This window comes from Citrobacter freundii complex sp. 2024EL-00216 (assembly GCF_043945515.1).
Taxonomy (GTDB): Bacteria; Pseudomonadota; Gammaproteobacteria; order Enterobacterales; family Enterobacteriaceae; genus Citrobacter; species Citrobacter portucalensis.
Genome location: NZ_JBIMRA010000018.1, coordinates 36629 through 57664 on the forward strand (window position 1 = coordinate 36629; position 21036 = coordinate 57664).

Consider the following 21036-nt stretch of genomic DNA (forward strand, 5'->3'; position numbering starts at 1 on the left):
CAACCGTTACGGCAGTTGCTCCGGGCGTCGTGGCGCCCGGAGCTTTATGTATTAACCACCCGTAATGAGGTGATTGTTCTGTAGCAGTTCATTCAGCGTGGTGTTGACGTTCTCCAGGGTGATGAGGTTGGTGGATTGATAAGTTCCACCCGTGCCATCGCGGTCGATGGCGATCACGGTGTTGGATCCGTTGGTGGTGACCTGCACGTAGTTTCCAAGCGTTGAGGCCTGATGGTTCCATCCGCTCAGCAGTTCGTGGATATCGATCTTGTCGCCCTGGGTCATAGAGAAATTGGTCCAGCTGTCGCTGTTGTTCCCTCCGGTTGCGTTGTTGGCATTAAGCAGGTGATAGATAAGCGTATCGCCGTAGGCCGAACCGGTGATCACATCATGTTGTGAGGAGCTTGCCAGTTGCGGATTCATATTGATGGTCAGCGTGGCGGTGTCCGTATGTCCGTTTTGGTCATTAAGCGTATAGGTGAAGGTTTCTTTGGTGGTCATTGATGCTACGGTTGTACCCGGCTTCAGCGTGTAGGTGTATGAGCCATCCAGATTCATGGTCAGTGAACCATAATGGCCCTGAATGGTGGCGCTACTGGCGCTACTGGTTGGATTGAGCGTGGCGGTACTGCCGTTATAGCCATTGATGGTGAGCAGGGTGTGGACGGTTGACAGCTGATCGTGGGCGCCTGCCGCATCACTACCATCAAAAATATTGCCATTTACCGTGGCGGTGTTGACGTCAAAGGTATTAAGGTGCCAGGTGGTGCCGGTGACGTTCGGCGTAATGCTGACGTTGCCCACGGCCAGCCCTCCCATAGTTCCTGTGAAGCTGATGCTGTAATGACCTGCAGTCAGTTCGGCATTCCCCAGCGAGACCGCGATTGAGCTACCTAACAGGCTGATGGAGCTGGCGGGTACCGAACCTGAAAGTGTGTATCCGCCAGGACCAGTTATCGTCCAGCTCACACCGAGCGTACCGACGGTGATAAGTGTGCCGATGTTGAAATTGAGCGTGGCGTTTTTCAGGACGTCATTTGTCGCTATGTCAAACGAACCTGTACCGGTTGCCTTGTTCCCCAGCGTGGGAATCGTTGCGGTCCCCAGCGCGCCGCTTGCGTACGCAGCAGAGTCCTGAACGGTATTAACCGTCATGATGCTGCTGACGTCATCGACGGCATTCAACACCTGCGGGGTTGGTGTGATATTTAGTGAGGCGGTATCCGTATCACCGTTCTGCGCGCGAACGGTATAGACGAAGCTGTCCGGGGATTTGATGCTGTCCGCACCAACGCCGTTTTTCAGGATGTAGGTGTAATTCCCTTTTGCATCAATGGATAACGTACCGTAGAGGCCGTTAATGGTGATGCTTCCCGTTGTCGGGACAGCCACGCCGTTGACTTCAGTGATCACCGCATCTGGCGGCGCAATATCGTTAGTTAGTACATTGCCGGTGGTATTGGCGGTAGTGCTATCTACGACATAGGTATGATCCTGCGAGATATTAAGCGTGTAGCCGGTGAGGGCGCTGATCCCGCTGGCGGTATTCAGTACAAACAGGTATTCGCCGCCTGGCAGCGATACAGTCAAAGGTTGGGAATTGCCATTCAGCAGCAGGGTGTTGATCCAGCCTTTTTGCACGCGATATTGTTCAAACTGCTGGATCGCATCATTGAAGCGGTAGATATAAAGATCGAACGTTGAGGCCAGCGTTACGCCACCAACGGCCCCTTGAATGGTCATCGTACGGGTTGACCCTTCCTCTACATCAAAGATAATCGGATTGCTCATGTCATCAAGCAGATTGGCGTTAAGCACGGTGCCAACTCCGACGCTCAATACCGTCAGACCGCTTTGTACTGATGGCCCATTGTTGACATAGCTGACGCTGGTATCAAAGACCATGGCAGCATTGTTGTCGGCAGCAATAACGGTGGTGGTCGCCGGGATTGGTCCCAGGTTGATCACCAGATGTGCCGAGCTGCTGTTGCTGCCTTGCGTAATGGTATAGGTGAAGCTCTCTTTTTGACCGTATACCGCGGCGCTGGTGTCAGTTAATGTGTAGGTATAGCTGCCGTCCTGGTTGATGTGCAGGATACCGTACTGACCTGTGATATTGACCCCACCCTCACCAACGACGGTGGTTTTCCCGCTGGCATCAGTGACTGATGTTAGTGTTGTCCCGGTTGGCGTAACGTCGTCGGCCATCAAGTTGCCAGTATTGACGGTCGGCCCGCTGACAACGCCTGCGCTGGTCTGATGTACGTCTACGTCCAGGCTGGTATATGAACCTGTCGCCAGCAGGCTGGTATTATACGTCAGCACGCGATACTGCCCGCCGGTCAGGCCGGTCAGATTAAGTGTTACGCCGCTACCAGTTAACGTCAGCGGGTTAGCGAAGTCGCCAACTGCAGTGTTGATGAAGGTGTTCCAGGTGCCGAGAGTGGTATCAAAGCGCTGCACCACAATCTCCTGGGTGCTGAGCAATGACAGAACAATGCCTGTCGCTGCCGCATCGATCGTGACATTGCCGGAACCACCGGTGGCAATAGTGAACTGTACCTGTGCGGTGTCATTACCCAGAACGGAGGCGACATTCCCCAAGGCACCTACCAACAGCAGACCGTAGTCAGAGTAGCTTTGTGAGCTGGTGGTTGCGGTGGTTGTCAGCGCGAGGCTGGTGACGTTATCGTTAGCCGAGAGCGGGAGGATCGGGGCGGTAATGGAGAGCGACCCCGACGTATTGCCCGCCGCATCGGTTGCGGTTATGCCCAGCGTCTGCCCTTCAATTTGTTTGGTCGGCAAGGTCAATGACCAGACGCCGTTGCTTCCTGTCGTCGTGGTGTAGGTACCCGCGCCAGGAATTGTCACCGTCACCGTGCTGTTTGCTTCCGCCTGACCTGTTAGCGAACCGCCATCCGCACTCAGTATGCCGGTTGGCGTATTGGGAGCCAGTGTGTCGACCACTACCGTGGCGGGACCTGATGCGGCGCTGGTGCCATTAGCGTTAGTTGCCGTCGCGGTAAAGGCGTGCGAGCCCTCGGTCAAATTGCTGTCAGGCGTGAAGGACCAGACGCCGCTGGCGTTCGCCGTTGTGGAGCCAAGCAGCGCCCCGTTGTTGTAAATATTGATGACGGCATTGGCCTGTGCCGTTCCGTTTAACGTAGGTAAGGCATCGTTGGTTACCTGGCCATTGGCGATAATCCCGGTATAAATGCCGAAATCATCCACAACACTGACGATGGTGGGGGCATCGGGTACGCGGGTATCCGGGGCAGTGAACCCGGCAGAAACACCGGTATTACCTGCTTTATCCTGAGCAAATGCTAGCAGCGCCTGGCCGCTGGTTTGCGCCGGGGAAAGCGTCACCACAAAGCTGCCAGCGCCGTCCGCGGTGGCGGTTCCCAGTACGGTTCCTGTACTGGACGTAATGGTCACGGTACTCCCTGCTTCAGCTGTACCGGTGACACGGTTTCCGGTTGCATTGATAGTAAGGCCTGTCGGTGCGCCGGGCGCGAGGGTATCCACTACAATCAACGAGCCTGGGGAGGCAAGGCTCACGTTACCCGCCGTATCACTGGCATTAACCGTATAAGCATGCGTGCCCTGGCCCAATGCCGAGGTGGGAGTCCAGGTCCAGTTTCCGCTGGCGTTCGCCGTTACGGAGGCCACCAGCGCGCCGTTGTCAAAGATATTGACCGTGCTGTTGGCTTCCGCCGTGCCGTTGAGCGTGGGGAGAGTATCATTGGTGGACTGACCATTACCCACTGCACCAGTGATGTTAGGCACATCATCAATAATGCTGACAATAACTGGCACGCCTGGCGCGGTGGTATCAACGACTATCACAAAACTGTTGGTCGCCGGGCTGTTATTACCCGCCGCATCGGTGGCGGTGACGGTTAGCGTGTGCGAGCCTTCGCTGAGCGGGGTTCCCGGCGTGAAGCTCCAGACGCCCCCTACGCCAGCCGTGGTTGTCCCCAACAAGGTGTTGCCGTCATAAATACTTACTGTGCTCCCCACCTCAGCGGTCCCGTTCAGCGTCGGTCGGCTGTCATTACTGATCTGACCGTTATTCAGGTTGCCGAATACGCCGCCAGCAACGTCATCCACGACGGTAGCCAGGATTGGCGTAGCTGGGGCCGATGTGTCGACTGTCAGCGTAAAACCGCCGGTTGGCTGGCTGGCGTTGCCTGCGGCATCCGTAGCGACAGCGGTAATGGTATGTGTACCGCTTCCCAGCGTGGAGGTGGTGACGCTCCAGGTACCGTTGGCTAACACGGTGGTGGTTCCAAGTACCGTATTATTCTCATACAGGGTGATTGTGGCTCCGGCCTCCGCTGTTCCGCTAAACGTCGGCGTTGGATCGTTGGTGCTTTGTCCATTAGTAATCGCCCCGGTGCCAGGGGGCATATCATCGGTCACCAGGGTAATAACCGGTAGCAAAGGCGCGGTGGTATCCACCACGAACGTGAAGCTGTCCGATGCCGGACTCGCATTACCCGCCGCATCGATGGCTGTTACGGTGATAACATGGTTTCCCGTGGCCATTGCAGGCGCTGGTGGTTGTGCAGGCGTATAGCTCCAGTTACCGCTGCTGTCAGCGGTTATCTCCGTTAACAAAGAGCCGTTGTCAAAGATGCGGATTATGGCGTTGGGTTCGCTGGTACCAGTGAATGTCGGGCGAGCATCATCAGTAATTTGTCCATTGTTGAGATTGCCAGTGAGCGGACCTTGATCGTCAAAGACGGTGGTTATGACCGGTGCAACGGGGGGGGTGGTATCAATAGTGAATGAGCGAACATCCGATGCTGGCCCGGTATTACCCGCGGTATCTGTTGCCTTCGCGGTAAGATTCCATGTGCCCGCAGCAAGCGCATTTGTTGGTGTAAAGCTCCAGTTGCCGTTGGCCTGGACAAGGGCGGTGCCCAAGAGAGAAGCGCCGTTATAAATAGAGATCGTCGAGCCTGCTTCACCGGTTCCGGTAATTGTCGGCTTTGTTTCGTTGGTGCTTCCACCATTCGGTACGACGCCTATAACGGGGGCCGTATTATCCGCGATGCTGGTAATGACTGGTGCTACAGGTGGAGTGGCGTCAACAGTCAGCGTAAATCCACCGGACAAGGCGCTGGTGTTGCCGGCTGGATCCGTCGCGCTGAGGGTAAAGGTATGGTTACCATTAGTGAGTGGCGTTTCAGGCGTGAAGCTCCACGCCCCGGTTCCATCAACAATGGCTGTGCCAATCGGTGTTGTTCCGCCATCCAGCCAGATATTAATTGTAGCCCCGATTTCTCCGCGACCGCTGAGCGTCGGGGTCGCGTCGTTGGTGAGCTGACCGCTGACCAGATTGCCGGTTAAACCGGGCTGATCGTCTACCACGGAAGTGAGCGTTGGTACGGCGGGTGGCGTTACATCCACGACGATATTCCATCCAGACGAGGCTGCGCTGGTGTTACCTGCCGGGTCGGTGGCGCTGACGGTCAGAGTGTGGCTGCCTTCCGTTAGCGCGCTGTCAACCGTCCAGGACCAGGTTCCTCCTGAACCCACTACGGTCGTACCAAGGAGTACGCCGTTATCAAAGATATTAATTGTCGCACCGGTTTCGCCCGTACCGTTCAGCACGGGCTGGCGATCGTCGGTTACCTGGCCTGGCAAAACGGAAACATTCGGTAGGTTGTTATCGTCAATCACCGATGTAATTGCCGGGACGTTGGGCGCTTGTGCGTCAATGGTCAGGGTGAAATCGCCCGACATACCCCCGGTATTACCCGCATTATCCGTTGCGCGGGCGGTGAACACATGCTGGCTGTTACTGAGATTACTTCCCGGCGTGAAGCTCCAGCTACCGTTTTGAGCTACGGTAGTGGTGCCGATCGCATTGCCATTATCAAAGATGGTGATAGTGGCACCTGCTTCACCGGTACCGTTGAGCGTAGGACGCGCATCGTTTGTTAGCGCAGTGTTAGCCAGTGAGCCGGTGTAGCCGGGAACGTCATCCGTCGCATTGACAATCACCGGCTGGAGCGGTGCGGTTAAATCTACCGTTATTGCAACGGGGGCGGACAGACCGCCCGTGCCGTTGCTGTTGGTGGCCTGAACGGTAAAACTGTAACTCCCTTCGCCCGGTAGGGTGGGAACCGCAAATGTCCAATTGCCGCTGGTATCAACGATGGCCAGGCCAGCGCTGGTGCCGTTAATAAAGACTTCGACCGTCGACCCCACTTCCGTTGTGCCGCTAAGCGTGGGAGTTGTGTCGTCTGTTCTACCGCCAGCAGTGAGAATATTTCCCTGCACGCTACCGACATCGTCGCCAATCGCGGTAATGAACGGCACATCAGGCAGGCCGCTGTCAGAAGCGGTAAAGGTCGCGTTGGGACTTTCGTTGCCCGCGCGATCAATTGCTTTCGCCGTGAGTTCACCGCCGTTGGTCTGGGCCGGGCTTAAGGTGACGGCGAATTCGCCGGTATTATTTGCGGTTGCGGTACCGATTAGTGTGCCGGAGGCATCGCGAATTTCAACCGTGGCGAAGGGATCCGCCAGACCAGCCACCCGGGTGCCATCCGGTGAGACAGTCTGGATCGTCGGGGCTGGCGGCGGTGTAATATCTACGGTGATATTAATGGCCGGCGTTTGAAGCGTTGTGTTTCCGGCTCCGTCATCTGCAGTGAAGGTCAGCGCGTGAGGAGCTGTATCTTCTGAAAGTGCAGGCGTGGTGAAGGTCCATTTCCCATCAATGACGTTTGCGGTCCCTATAACTGTACCGTTGTCATAAATCGTTATTGTGCTGCCCGCCTCGCCGGTGCCGTTGATGGTTAATGTCTGGTCGTTAGTGAATGAACCATCCGTCAGCGTTCCGGTGACCGGTGCAAAATCATCAAGGATTTCCGTGACCACTGGATCCTGCAGAGGAATGGTATCAACGGTAAAGGTAAAGCTGTTCGATGTTCCGCTGGGGTTACTGGCGGCGTCTTTTGCGCTGGCGGTCAGGGTATAGGTTCCGTCAGGCAGGGCGCTGGTAATGGGGAATTCCCAGTTGCCCAAACTGTCGACGGTGGCCACGCCCAGAACGGTAGCGCCATTGAATACAGTAATAATGCTGCCAGCTTCACCCGTACCATGTATAACCGGCGTATTGTCACCGGTGGTGGCGTTGTTGTTAAAGTTTGAGTCAGGTACGCCGTTATCATCCGTCGCAAATTCAATAGTGGGAGTGGTTGGGGCCGTTGTGTCAATGGTTAGTGTGACGGGATCCGACGGATCGCTGGTATTGCCCGCAATGTCGGTTTCGGTTGTGGTGATGACGTAAGTCGTGTCTGGGTCTAATGGGCTCGGGGTAAAGGTCCAGCTCCCGTTATCACCTACCGTTGTCTGGCCAATTTCACTGCCGTAATTGTAGATAGTGATAGTGTTACCCGGCTCTCCCTTACCGCTGAAGGTGGGCGTGGTGTCATTGGTTGTGCCACCACTGGCAACGTTTCCGACTACGGGTATAACGTTATCGGTGATTAGCGGTACGTCAGGTTTCGCAGGTGGAATGGTATCAATTGTGATGGAGTAGACGCCGGATACCGGGCTGACGTTGCCTGCCGCATCGGTAGCCGTCGCGGTAATGACGTTTAACCCTTCAGATAAATTGGCGGTTGGCTGGTAGGTCCATTTCCCTTGCGCATTGACCAGAACCGTATCTACTTCAGTGCCATTATTATAGAGCGTGATCGTGGCGCCTGGCTCGCCGGTACCGCTCAGAAGCGGGGTTTCCTGATTCGTTGTGCTGCCATTAGCCAGGACCACATTTTCGGTACCCACAACAATGGTTGCTGACAGGATTTGTGGCGCATTTGGCGCATTTGTATCGACCTGTAGCGTGAAACTGGTGGATTTCGGGCCTTCATTACCCGCCGGATCGCTGGCGGTTGCCGTCAGAACATGTGTACCGTCACCCAGTACCACTGGCGGCGTGAATTGCCAGCTTCCATCCGTGCCAACCTTTGTTTCGCCAATCGGCTTGCCATTGTCATAAATGGTGATGGTGTCACCAGCGGTGCCACTACCGGTTAACTGTGGCTGAGAAGAGTTGGTCGGTTGACTGGTATCGATAGGATTTTTATCAGGATCAAGGATCGCAGAAAATCCCGGGGCGAGAGGTGCCGTGCTGTCAATGGTAATGGTGAACCCTGCGGAGAGAGGTGTCGTGTTTCCATTGCTGTTGCTGGCCGTCACCGTAAATTCATATTTATTATCGGGCAACGTTTGCGGCGGGGTGTAGCTCCATGTCCCGCTAGTATCGACGGTAATATCTGCAATCAGTTGCCCGTCACGCATCAGATGAACTATTGAGCCGGGTTCGCCGGTTCCGTTGATGGTTGGCGTGTTATCGTTGGTCAGACCGTTATTGGCGATGGAACCGACAATGCCCGGTTTGTCATCCGTTACATGGGTAATGGCAGGCATTTGCGGTGACTGTGTATCAACAATCAGTTCAAACGCGGTCGCTGGGCTGGCGTTGCCTTTGGTATCAGTAGCGACTGCCGTAAGCTGGTGTTTCCCTTCTCCGAGGTCGGTCTGAGGGGTGAAGTTCCAGCTACCGTCAGGCTGCATTACTGCCACACCTAGAGATGCCCCGTTATCAAATATCTCTACCGTTGAGCCAGCTTCTGCTGTGCCGCTCAGTGTCGGACGGTTGTCGTTGGTTGTTTGTCCACTGGTGAGTGGCCCGGTGTCGTCTGCGACATCATCAAATACCTGCAAAATAATGGGCTTATCTGGGGCGGTAGTATCCGGCGCGACTGCGGTTTGCGCCGGGCTTTCATTTTTAGCGCTGTCAGTGGCGGTGACGCTGACGGTTTCGCCATTCGTCTGCGCAGGTGAAAGCGCTACGCTAAAGTTGCCATCGCTTCCCGTTTTTCCAGTACCGATAGTGCTGCCGTCCGGTGCGGTAATGGTTATTGTACTGCCTGGTTCAGCCGTCCCGGTTACGCTGGTACCATCCTGGCTAATCGTTACGTCTTGCGGGGCGAGCGGAGCGGTAGTATCCCCTGCTAGCACGGTAGACGGTAGACTCTCATTTTGTGCAGCGTCTTTGGCTGTGGCCGTTAACGCTTCGCCATTGGTTTGTGGTGAATTCAGCGGGGCGATAAATTGCCCGCTGCCGTTGGCGACCCCGGTACCCAGTACGTTACCTGCGACGTCTTTGATGATAACCGTAGAACCGGGTTCCGCCTGACCACTAACGGATTCACCGTCGGCAGCGACAGTTAGTCCGGAAGGGGAGGCTGGCGGTGAAATATCCGGTACTTTCAGGCTTTCTACCGGACCTGTATTTGAGGCTTTATCTGTGGCCGAAATGGTCAGCGTTTCACCATTGGTTTTGGCGGGATTGATCGCTATTGAGAATGAGCCGTCGTTACCTGCCTTACCGCTTCCCAAAACATTTCCCTGGCTGTCTTTAATTACCACCGTGCTACCGGCTTCGGTGGAGCCTGTCAGCGTGGTTCCCTGATTAATGACTTCCAAATCTTCCAGCACCGGAGGTTGGGTGTCGATATCAACCGCAAAGCTGATGGACTGTCCGCTGGTGCCGAAGTTATTTGTCGCCGTTGCCGTAAAGAGGTGATCGCCATCAGGAAGTGGCTGAGAGGGCGTAAAACTCCACTTCCCATCGCTGTCAGCAATCACCGGCGGGATTATCGGCATTGGCACGCCATTGTCATTAATTGTGATAACACTCCCCGGTTCAGCAGTGCCGCTGATGGTCGGGCGATTGTCATCTGTAGCATCGCCATTTTTCAGTGCACCGGTCACGCTCCCAATGTCATCTGATACGGTGATGATGATCGGTTGAGAAGGAAATTGAGAGTTTGATGCAGTAAATTGGCCTGCCGGTCCGTTATTACCCACCTCGTCCCGGATACGTGTTTCCAGCGTTTCGCCATGCGTTTTCGCTGGATTCAGCGTAATACTGAATAAGCCATCCTGGCCTACTACAGCTGAACCGAGGAGATTGTTATCGGCATCATAGATGGAGACGGTACTGCCGATTTCCGCATGGCCTGTTACGGTGGTGCCATCCACGGAGACTGTGTCAACCACTGCAGCCGATGGGGGCGTTGTATCAACAATAATTGTTGGGGTTGTGGTTATCCCGCTGACGTTTCCTGCTTTATCCGTCTGTTGAATCGTGAACGTATGTGCGCCATCGTTTAAGGCTGTTGTCGGGGTAAAGCTCCACTGGCCGCTGGCATCAACGACAGTAGTCCCCAGAATGATGTTCCCTTCACGGATGGTGATGGTATTTCCTGCTTCGCCTTTACCGGAGAGGGTTGGTTTTGCTTCATCAGTGTGTGCGTTATTGATGAGTAGACCAGTAATGGTGCCTGTTTTATCCGTTAGGGCTTCAAGTACAGGGGCGTCCGGGGTTTGAGTATCGATGTTGAGCGTGAATTGGGTAGATTCTCCGCTGCTGCCTTTGAGGTTGGTAGCAATGGCTGTAAAGCTGTGTTCGCCATCCGCCAGCGGTGTGGCAACAGCAAAGCTCCATTTTCCATTCGCATCCACCACGGCGGTACCCGTCTCTTTACCATCAACGAAAATATGGATAGTTGAGCCGGGTGTGCCGGTTCCCTGTAGCGTCGGGGTATTGTCATTGGTAAATTGCTTGTTAGCGACAGTCCCGGTTTCCGGAGCATGATCGTCTATAGCAGCAAATACCGGTGTGGCAGGCAGAGGAATATCGGGCGCGTTAACGCTTGCGGCGGGGCTGGTATTACCTGCCGCATCAGTTGCGGTAACGGTCAGGTGTTCTCCGCTGAGTTTTGGGGGATTAAGATCGATCGCAAATTTGCCGTCACTGTCGGCTTTACCCTGACCAACAATGTTACCCTGCGCATCTTTAATGATGACTGTACTGCCTGGTTCTGCCAGCCCGGTCAACGACTTGCCATCAGGGGAGACCTCCAGTGTAGTTGGGGATGTTGGTGGAGAGATATCTCCGCTATTATTACCGTCTGGATCTGTGCCACCGCCAGGATTTGTTCCAACGCCTGGATCCGTACTACCTCCGGGATTACCATTTCCTGAGCCGTTGTCGTTATTGTGATGTCCGCCACCGCCGCCAGAAGAAGAGGCTATAACGGCAATTCCGCCTGCGACCGCGATCCCACCAAGAACCCACGGCCAGACGGCGCCGCCTTCATGGCTTCCCTCGGCAGTCATTAGCGGAGTGAGATCGTCCAGATGCTGGAAATGGAATGCCCCATCAGTATCCTGAACCCACCACAGCGCGCCATTACTGTCTTCCAGAACAAGCTGGTTTTGTGCATCACCTTTTCCGACATAGAAGTTCTTAATGGTGATGGTTTCACCTGAGCGGAGAGTGACAACCAGATCCTGATTCACGCGAGTCAGTTGACTTACCTCCTCACGTGACACCGACAGTTTCACGATAGAAGGCGAACTGAGCGTAACTTCAGAGGATTCAACATTTGTGGAAACGCCAGTTAATTTTGATACAACGGCGAGTAGACGCATATGTTCACTCCTGATGGCATGTCGGGAGTATTAATCCGCAACAGCGCGCTGGGAAAATGAGCAGACAGGGGCCCCGTTCACCATAAAGATGAATTTACACATGTAATTACATTGATTAGGTCATGCAGAGGTTCATTTACTTATCAAATACGTTCGGGCCCTGTTAGCTGAATAGTTCTTTCGTATTAGATGATATAGTCAGAAAGAATGTATTCTGCAACTTATCCATATTAAAAATATATTTAGCTAATTGAAAAGTATACTTTCCGGTGTGTATTTAATGATTTGTTTTTGGTTAACTTGTTGTATTTAAAGATTTTGTATTTTAATCGAAATGAGAGGTGATATAATAAACAACAGTAATAATAGTGTTATTAAATAAGTTTGAATATAGGTGGCATGGTCTTGAAGTTTTATTTTATTAGACTATGGGGCGCTACGGTAATGCCAGGGGAGTTTATTTCATACCTGAACGATTCAGCACAAATAAACCATAAACCTGATGAATGTATTGAGTGGGTTTCAATAACTAAAAAATAAGAACCAGTCTCAGGATCAGAGACTGGTCACAGGAGAATAGCGTTTAGCGACCAGCATTTTTCATAATACGCGCTTTATCTAACTGCCATTCGCGTTCTTTCACATCGGAGCGCTTGTCGTGCTGTTTCTTACCTTTCGCGACGCCAATTTTCACTTTGCACCAGGCATTTTTCCAGTACAGTGAAAGCGCAACAACGGTATAACCGTCACGATTCATTCGACCATACAGGGAGTCGAGCTCACGTTGGTTTAACAACAGCTTGCGGGTACGGGTGGGATCACATACCACATGCGTTGAGGCAACAGCCATTGGCGTGAAGTTGGCGCCAAACAGGAATGCTTCGCCGTCTTTAAGGATGACGTAGCTGTCACCGATGTTAGCTTTACCCGCGCGCAGGGATTTGACTTCCCAACCTTGCAGAGCGAGTCCTGCTTCGAACTCTTCTTCAATAAAGTATTCGTGTCGTGCGCGCTTGTTAAGCGCGATTGTGGCTGAGCCAGGTTTGTGTGCTTTTTTCTTCGTCATAATGCCGCTCAGTATAGGTAATCTGGAATCGAAAAACACCCCATTTCATCCAGCGGGGCGCAAGGCGCTATCTTAGCACGAGTTAGGCTATAGCGTTTTTTTTAGCGGGGGATAAATGGTATTATTTGTGTGATTGATATTGATGGAAATTGTTATGCCTCAGATTAGCCGGACCGCTTTAGTACCTTACAGTGCGGAACAGATGTATCAGCTAGTGAATGATGTTAAATCCTATCCCCAGTTTTTACCGGGATGCACCGGTAGCCGTGTGCTGGAGTCGACTCCGGGACAGATGACCGCAGCGGTGGATGTCTCGAAAGCAGGGATTAGCAAAACGTTCACCACGCGCAATCAATTGACCAGTAACCAGAGCATCCTGATGCATTTGGTCGACGGACCGTTCAAGAAACTCATTGGCGGATGGAAGTTTACGCCACTGAGTCATGAAGCGTGCCGCATTGAATTTCATCTCGATTTTGAGTTTACCAATAAGTTAATCGAGCTGGCATTTGGTCGTATCTTTAAAGAGCTGGCTTCGAACATGGTGCAGGCCTTCACGGTCCGCGCGAAAGAGGTTTACAGTGTCAGCGTCAGCTAAAATTGTCGTTGAAGTGGCGTATGCGCTACCCGAGAAACAGTATCTACAGCGTGTGACGCTGCAACAGGGCGCTACGGTGGAAGAGGCTATCCGCGCTTCCGGGCTGCTGGAATTGCGTACCGATATCGATCTCAGCAAAAATAAAGTGGGCATTTACAGCCGTCCGGTAAAGCTTGCTGATGTTCTCCAGGACGGTGATAGGGTGGAAATTTACCGGCCACTGATTGCCGATCCGAAAGAGCTGCGCAGACAGCGAGCAGAGAAATCCGCTAAAAAATAGCAGACAATAAAAAAGGTGCTCATTGAGCACCTTTTTTTGATCTGTTAATCCTACTTGTTGTCGGTCAAAGCAGGTTTGTTATCAATGTTCGTCAAAATGCCGCTGCTGTTAAAGGTCAGCGTCAGTGTTTGCTGGGTTACGCCTTCATGACCAGGTTGCTGACGGAACACATAAAACCAGGTGTTAGTGCCAAAAGGATCGGACATCATTGGTGTACCCAGAGCATAAGCAACCTGCTGTTGCGTCATACCCGTGCGCACTTTGGCGACATCGGTAGGTGTCAGATAATTTCCCTGGTTGATGTCAGGGCGGTAAACCACTCGCTCCAGAGTGGAACAGCCTGCAGTCAACATCAGTAGTACTGCTGCAGCAGCAGTCAGCGTTTTACAGCGCATAGTGATTTGATTCCTTTTCGGGCCCGAGCAGTACGCGGCTCATATGTAATATGCCGATGATAATAGACCTTTCACCACTTTAAAACCTTTTGCTGTCGGGTCGGTCGGCGATTTTATGTTGAACTCAGACCTTAACAAGGTAAAAAAGTTTATGCCGCCAGCAGTTCTTTTGCATTTGCGAGGGTATTGCGCGTCACTTCGCTACCGCCAAGCAGGCGGGCTAATTCCTGCAGGCGAGCGCGTTTATCAAGCGGCTGCATGTGTGTTTCGGTCATCGCGCCATCTGTTTCTTTGCTGACATAGAAATGTTGATGGCCACAGCCAGCAACCTGCGGCAGGTGAGTAACGCACATTACCTGAGTTGACTCGCCCAACTGACGCAGCATTTTTCCCACTACCGCAGCAGTCGGGCCGCTGATACCGACATCCACTTCATCGAAAATCAGCGCAGGTGTTTCCATTTTGCGTGCGGTAATAACCTGAATAGCCAGTGCAATGCGCGACAGTTCCCCACCGGAAGCGACTTTCGCAATCGGCTGCAACGGCTGGCCTGGGTTAGTGGTCACTTTAAACTCTACGCGATCGGCACCGTCTGCGCTCAAATGATGTTCCTCAAATTTCACATCAATGCAAAAGACACCGTGCGGCATTGAGAGAGTATGCATGCTCTCTGTAATCAGTTGTCCCAGCTCCTGAGCATAATGCTGGCGCTGTTTGTGCAGCATTTTTGCCGTTTCCAGAGCCTGCTGGTGGTGATTGTTCACCGCCAGGGTTAAGGTTTCGAGCGAGTCGGCCTGATCGTCTAACTGCTGTTGTTCATCCAGCAATGACTGATAGAACTGTGGCAGCGCTTCAGGGGCAACATGATGCTTGCGGGCCAATGAGATTTGTTTGGAAATACGCTGTTCAAGTTCGAACAAACGGTTAGGGTCCAAATCCAGACGATCGCAATAGTGGCGCAGCTCGTCGCTGGCTTCGCTGAGTTGGATCGTGGCCTCTTCCAGCATATCCAGGATACCGGAAAGTTTGCCGTCCATGCCTGCCAGTTCAGTGACCAGCTGCTTTGCAGTGTACAGCTGGCTTTGCAGGTTGATGTCTTCGCCATCCGCCAGGATAGCCAGCGCCTGTTGGCTGGTGGTGAGCAATTGCCCGCTGTTAGCCAGACGCTTGTACTCTTCATCAATTTGCTCAAATTCACCCGGCTGCGGGTTGAATTCGTTCAGTTCTTTTAACTGGTATTGCAACAGTTCCGCCCGGGCTGCTCGTTCCTGACTCTGTTGTTGATGATGCGCCAGGTCACGGCAGCTTTGGTGCCACAGCTGGTAGCGCGCAGCCATTTCCTGAGTCAGGGACGCTTCATTGGCGTAACCATCCAGCAGAGACTTTTGGTGTTCTGATTTTGTCAGGAGCTGATGCGCATGCTGACCGTGGATTTGAATAAGCAACTGGCCCAGCTCGCGCAGCTGTGACAACGGTACGGCAGTGCCGTTAATGAAGCCGCGTGAACGTCCATCGCTGCTGATAACACGACGCAGCAAACATTCACGGCCTTCCTCAAGCTGGTTTTCTTCCAGCCAGCGCAGAGCCGCGGGGGTGTCTTTTAAGGCGAATCGCGCGCAGAGGTCGGCTCGCGTGGCGCCTGCACGTACCATGTCGGCATCTGCGCGTCCGCCCAGGCACAAACCGAGAGCATCAATGGCAATGGACTTACCCGCACCGGTTTCACCGGTAATAACGGTCATTCCGTTCTGGAAATCGATCTCAAGTTCACGAACGATAGCAAAATTGCTGATGGTCAGTTGTGCCAACATAACTGTTTTCCTGTATGAAAAACCATAACTGTAATTACATACAGTATAAACTGGTTTTTTATACAGTAAAGGGGTTGGCGTTAAATTAGAATAATTTTTTTGACCAGCCTAGTTTAGTGCTTAATGTGTTGAAATAGCTGTAATCTTTTGGGTGTATCAGGTTCAGATGATAATCACAGCGGCGAATTAATACGTCTTCACCTTCCTGTATAGGCAGGGCGATCTGGCTGTCGCAACTGATTTCCAGATCGTTTCGGCGATGAGAGAAGCGCAGGCGAATGGTGCTGCTACTGTTGATCACCAGTGGTCGTGCGGAAAGCGTATGCGGGAACATCGGGACCAGCGTAATAGCATCCAGTGAAGGCGTCAGGATCGGACCTCCGGCAGAGAGCGAGTAGGCGGTAGAGCCGGTCGGTGTGGAAATAATCAAGCCGTCCGAACGCTGGGAGAAGGCAAAAATTTCATCGATATAGACTTCAAATTCAATCATGTGCGCCACTTTTCCGGGGTGCAACACAACTTCATTGATCGCAGTGCTAATGCGCTTCTGGCAATCCTGTTGGCACACCTGGGCTTCAAGTAAAAAGCGCTTTTCGCTGATGTAGTGGCCTTCCAGCACGTCAGCTAACTGTTGGTGGGCATTGTCTGGGTCAAGGTCGGTCAGAAAACCGAGATTACCGCGGTTAATGCCAATAACCTTGATATCATAACGTGCCAGGGTGCGTGCGGCGCCCAGCATATTGCCGTCGCCGCCGACTACCACGGCGAGGTCTGCCTGCTGGCCAATCTCTGCGAGCGTACCGGTTTTCACATTTTTCAGCTGCAGCTCGTGGGCGATTTGTTGCTCAACGATAACCTCATAACCTTTGGCGCACAGCCAACGGTAGAGCATTTCATGTGTGGTCAGTGCAGTGGGGTGACGTGGATGCCCCACAATGCCAATACACTTGAAATGTTTGTTCATTTTCTCGAGGTCCTTGTAACGAAGATTAGTGACAATGTGAGTACTTCCCTTGAATCCCTGAATCTGATCCCCATAATAAGCCAAGTTAGCGAGATGAATGCGAAAAAAACGCGGAGAAATTCATGAGTAGTAAAGAACAGAAAACGCCTGAGGGGCAAGCCCCGGAAGAAATTATCATGGATCAGCACGAAGAAGTTGAGGCGGTTGAACCAGACGCTTCTGCTGAGCAGGTGGATCCGCGCGATGAAAAAATTGCGAATCTGGAAGCTCAGCTTGCTGAAGCCGAAACGCGCGAGCGCGACAGCGTGTTGCGTATCAAAGCGGAAATGGAAAACCTGCGTCGTCGTACCGAACTGGACGTAGAAAAAGCGCATAAGTTTGCACTGGAAAAATTCGTCAACGAACTGCTGCCGGTGCTGGATAGCCTGGACCGTGCGCTGGAAGTTGCGGACAAAGGCAATGACGCTATGGCGGCTATGGTCGAAGGTATTGAGCTGACCCGTAAGTCAATGCTGGATGTCGTGGCGAAGTTTGGCGTACAGGTGGTTGCAGATATCGACGTGCCGATGGACCCGAACGTGCACCAGGCGATTGCAATGGTAGAGTCTGACGACGTTGCTGCCGGTAATGTGCTGATGGTTATGCAGAAAGGCTATACCCTGAACGGACGTACCATCCGTGCGGCGATGGTCTCTGTGGCGAAAGCCAAAGGCTAATCAGCCTCAGACCGGGTAATGCTGATGCGCTACCCGGTCTGGATTACTCTCACTGGTCCGATACGCTTTCCCGCAGCGGTTTGACGGGCAACACCTGCACCTGTTTAATCATATTATCCTGCACGTCGAGAATATCGATATCGTACTGCCCAATACGCACACGTGTGCCAGCAACCGGGATCTCTTCCAGCGCTTCAAGAATAATACCGTTCACGGTACGAGCGTCATCTTCCGGCAGGTGCCAGTTAAACGCCTTATTGATTTCACGAACGTTGGCGCTACCGTCAATGATCACCGAACCGTCATTCTGCGGCGTGACTTCTTCGGCAAGCGTCGGTGACATTGAGGTCGTGAAGTCACCAACAATCTCTTCCAGAATATCCTCGACCGTAACCAGTCCTTGAATATCGCCATATTCATTAACGACCAGGCCCACTTTCTTCTTATTGCGCTGAAATTTAATGAGCTGGGTGCTGAGTGGTGTGCCTTCCGGAACGTAATAAATTTCGTCGGCGGCGCGTAACATGGTCTCTTTGGTGAACTCTTTTTTCTCGGCCATCAATCGCCAGGCTTCACGTACGCGCAGCATACTGATGGCATCGTCGAGCGAGTCGCGATACAGCACAATACGACCGTGCGGGGAGTGCGAAAGCTGACGCACGATTGATTTCCAGTCATCGTTAATATCAATGCCGATGATTTCATTACGCGGGATCATGATGTCATCGACGCTGACTTTTTCCAGATCCAGCACTGACAGCAGCATATCCTGGTTACGGCGTGAGATTTGCGAGCGCGATTCATTCACCAGCGTTCGCAGTTCATCTTTACTCAGCGAACCGCTCACTACGATATCCGTTTTGATGCCCATCATGCGCATCAGAAGCCGCGTAATGGTGTTGAGTAGCCATACTAACGGCATCATCAGAATCTGCAGCGGAGCCAGCAGGACGCTGCTCGGATAGGCAACTTTTTCCGGATATAGCGCGGCAATCGTCTTTGGCAGCACTTCGGCAAAAACCAGCACCACAAACGTCAGTACCCCGGTGGCAATGGCGACGCCAGCATCGCCATACAGGCGCATACCGACAATGGTGCCGAGTGCGGAGGCCAGAATATTCACCAGATTATTACCGATGAGCACCAGGCTTATCAGGCGATCCGGCTTGCGAAGTAACTTTTCAACGCGTTTTGCCTGGCGATTTCCCTGTTTGGCCCGATGGCGTAGGCGGTAGCGATTCAGGGTCATCATTCCGGTTTCAGAACCGGAAAAATAGGCGGAAATGACCACCATGATGAGGAGCGTGATAATGAGCGTGGTGGTGGAGATGTGTTCCACGTAGGGTTCCTTAAAGATTTAACTCACGAACTGCTGCAGGATACGGCTGCCGAAATAGGCCAGCGTCAGAATGCCAGCGCCTGCGACGTTAAACCATACGACGCGACGTCCGCGCCAACCTTCATGGTAATGTCCCCACAACAGAACGATATAGACAAACCATGCCACGATAGAGAGAACGGCTTTATCAATGTTCTCGGTACTGAACAGGTTATGCATGTAAAACAGGCCAGTGCACAGGGTGAGCGTCAGCAGAACCACGCCAATTTGGGTGATATGAAACATTTTCCGCTCAATACTCATCAGTGGCGGCATCTCATTGCTGAAGGCCAGTTTCTTGTTTTTCAGCTGGTAGTCAATCCACGCAAGTTGTAGCGCATAGAGTGCGGCGATAATCAGCGTGGCGTAAGCGAAAAGCGAAAGCCCGATATGGATCATCATGCCTGGCGTAGCTTCGAGATGGGTGATGAACTCGTTAGGCATAAATGTGGCGAAGGCCAGGTTTATCAGCGCAAAGGCGTAGACAATGGGCAGCAATAGCCAGCCACGATTGCGGGACGCGACGATGGTCATTACCGTACAGATCATCAGGCTTACCAGCGAGCCGACGTTCAACAGACTCAGGTTTTGTCCGCTTTCACCGCCGGGTAGGATACGCGCTTCCAGGGCGATAGCATGGCTTACCAGCGCAACGACCGCAGAGAGAATAGCCATACGCCGCCAGCCGCTGTTTTTTTGCAGCAGAGCGGGAATAATCAGCGCGAGGCTGACTGAGTAGGCGACAAGGGCGAGCAGAGCAAAAACGGGCATATAGGTGTCGACAGTTGGCCAGTGATAAAGAAAAGCAGTATAGCGTTACGTGACCGCTGCTCCAACCGTTGCATAACAACAAAGGCGGCTTCATGTTATACTGCGACAAATTTCTGTTGATGTGTCGCTGTCGCGACCGACCGTTTCCACCCCAGGCGAGAGACAATGTTTGATAATTTAACCGATCGTTTGTCGCGCACGCTGCGCAATATCAGTGGCCGTGGACGCCTTACTGAAGACAACGTTAAAGAGACGCTGCGCGAAGTGCGCATGGCGCTGCTGGAGGCTGACGTAGCGCTGCCGGTAGTGCGTGAGTTTATCAATCGCGTAAAAGAGAAAGCGGTTGGTCATGAAGTTAACAAAAGCCTGACGCCGGGTCAGGAGTTCGTCAAGATTGTCCGTAACGAACTGGTTGCGGCAATGGGCGAAGAAAACCAGACCCTGAATCTGGCTGCACAGCCGCCAGCCGTGGTGCTGATGGCGGGCCTGCAGGGTGCGGGTAAAACGACCAGCGTCGGTAAGCTGGGTAAATTCCTGCGCGAGAAGCACAAGAAGAAAGTGCTGGTGGTCTCTGCGGACGTTTATCGCCCGGCGGCGATCAAACAGCTGGAAACGCTGGCCGAGCAGGTCGGTGTTGACTTCTTCCCGTCGGATGTCGGCCAGAAGCCGGTCGATATCGTTAACGCCGCGCTGAAAGAAGCCAAACTCAAATTCTACGACGTGCTGCTGGTGGATACCGCCGGTCGTCTGCACGTTGACGAAGCGATGATGGACGAAATCAAACAGGTCCACGCTTCTATCAAGCCGGTAGAAACGCTGTTTGTGGTCGACGCCATGACCGGTCAGGATGCCGCGAATACCGCAAAAGCCTTTAACGAAGCGCTGCCGTTAACCGGCGTAGTGCTGACAAAAGTTGATGGTGATGCCCGTGGCGGTGCGGCGCTCTCTATTCGTCATATTACCGGTAAGCCGATTAAATTCCTCGGCGTCGGCGAGAAAACCGAAGCACTGGAGCCGTTCCATCCGGACAGGATTGCTTCGCGCATTCTCGGCATGGGCGACGTGCTGTCGCTGATCGAAGATATCGAAAGCAAGGTTGACCGCGCACAGGCAGAAAAATTAGCCAGCAAGCTGAAAAAAGGCGATGGCTTCGATCTCAACGATTTCCTTGAACAGCTTAACCAGATGAAAAACATGGGCGGTATGGCAAGCCTGATGGGCAAGCTGCCGGGCATGGGTCAGATCCCTGACAATGTGAAATCGCAGATGGACGATAAAGTGCTGGTGCGTATGGAAGCCATCATCAACTCGATGACGATGAAAGAACGCGCTAAGCCGGAAATTATCAAAGGTTCCCGTAAACGCCGTATCGCTGCCGGTTGCGGTATGCAGGTGCAGGACGTAAACCGCCTTCTGAAACAGTTCGACGACATGCAGCGCATGATGAAGAAAATGAAGAAGGGCGGAATGGCGAAGATGATGCGTGGTATGAAGGGGATGATGCCCCCAGGATTCCCAGGCCGCTAATCGG

The 21036-nt window shown here is 53.0% G+C and carries 11 protein-coding genes; 4 read left to right on the forward strand and 7 right to left on the reverse strand.

The annotated features are described in order from the left end of the window. Positions 1-51: 51 nt before the first annotated feature. On the reverse strand, positions 52-11526 hold the full coding sequence (locus ACHHZ7_RS19525) for a BapA/Bap/LapF family large adhesin (RefSeq protein WP_060683400.1): 11475 nt from the start codon (positions 11524-11526) through the stop codon (positions 52-54). A gap of 583 nt (positions 11527-12109) precedes the next feature. Next, positions 12110-12592 carry an SsrA-binding protein SmpB gene (gene smpB / locus ACHHZ7_RS19530; RefSeq protein ID WP_003031211.1) on the reverse strand — a complete coding sequence of 161 codons (483 nt, stop codon included), beginning with the start codon at positions 12590-12592 and terminating at the stop codon, positions 12110-12112. Between the two features lie 154 nt (positions 12593-12746). On the opposite strand from smpB, the gene ratA reads away from it, so the two are divergent. Next, on the forward strand, positions 12747-13190 hold the full coding sequence (gene ratA / locus ACHHZ7_RS19535) for a type II toxin-antitoxin system toxin RatA (RefSeq protein WP_003826396.1): 444 nt from the start codon (positions 12747-12749) through the stop codon (positions 13188-13190). Continuing rightward, complete coding sequence (locus ACHHZ7_RS19540; protein ID WP_008785525.1) at positions 13174-13470, forward strand: RnfH family protein; 297 nt, start codon at positions 13174-13176, stop codon at positions 13468-13470. The genes ratA and ACHHZ7_RS19540 overlap by 17 nt, the downstream gene beginning before the upstream one ends. 50 nt (positions 13471-13520) lie before the next feature. Here ACHHZ7_RS19540 and bamE read toward each other — a convergent pair whose 3' ends face one another. The 3 genes from bamE to nadK form a co-directional block, all read right to left on the reverse strand. Further along, positions 13521-13865 carry an outer membrane protein assembly factor BamE gene (gene bamE / locus ACHHZ7_RS19545; RefSeq protein WP_008785524.1) on the reverse strand — a complete coding sequence of 115 codons (345 nt, stop codon included), beginning with the start codon at positions 13863-13865 and terminating at the stop codon, positions 13521-13523. 149 nt (positions 13866-14014) lie between these two features. Beyond that, positions 14015-15676, reverse strand: a complete 1662-nt coding sequence (gene recN / locus ACHHZ7_RS19550; protein ID WP_008785523.1) for a DNA repair protein RecN — start codon at positions 15674-15676, stop codon at positions 14015-14017. 85 nt (positions 15677-15761) lie between these two features. After that, positions 15762-16640, reverse strand: coding sequence for an NAD(+) kinase (nadK, locus tag ACHHZ7_RS19555; protein WP_003826406.1), 879 nt, complete (start codon positions 16638-16640; stop codon positions 15762-15764). Positions 16641-16762: 122 nt separating this feature from the next. Here nadK and grpE point away from each other — a divergent pair, with 122 nt between their 5' ends. After that, complete coding sequence (grpE, locus tag ACHHZ7_RS19560) at positions 16763-17356, forward strand: nucleotide exchange factor GrpE (protein ID WP_008785521.1); 594 nt, start codon at positions 16763-16765, stop codon at positions 17354-17356. A 49-nt stretch (positions 17357-17405) separates the two neighbouring features. On the opposite strand, the gene ACHHZ7_RS19565 is transcribed toward grpE, so the two are convergent. After that, entirely contained in the window at positions 17406-18695 is a 1290-nt protein-coding gene (locus ACHHZ7_RS19565; protein WP_008785520.1) for an HlyC/CorC family transporter, read from the reverse strand. Between the two features lie 18 nt (positions 18696-18713). Next, entirely contained in the window at positions 18714-19505 is a 792-nt protein-coding gene (locus tag ACHHZ7_RS19570; RefSeq protein WP_003031224.1) for an inner membrane protein YpjD, read from the reverse strand. Positions 19506-19670: 165 nt separating this feature from the next. Here ACHHZ7_RS19570 and ffh point away from each other — a divergent pair, with 165 nt between their 5' ends. After that, complete coding sequence (gene ffh, locus ACHHZ7_RS19575) at positions 19671-21032, forward strand: signal recognition particle protein (RefSeq protein WP_003031226.1); 1362 nt, start codon at positions 19671-19673, stop codon at positions 21030-21032. Positions 21033-21036 lie beyond the last annotated feature (4 nt).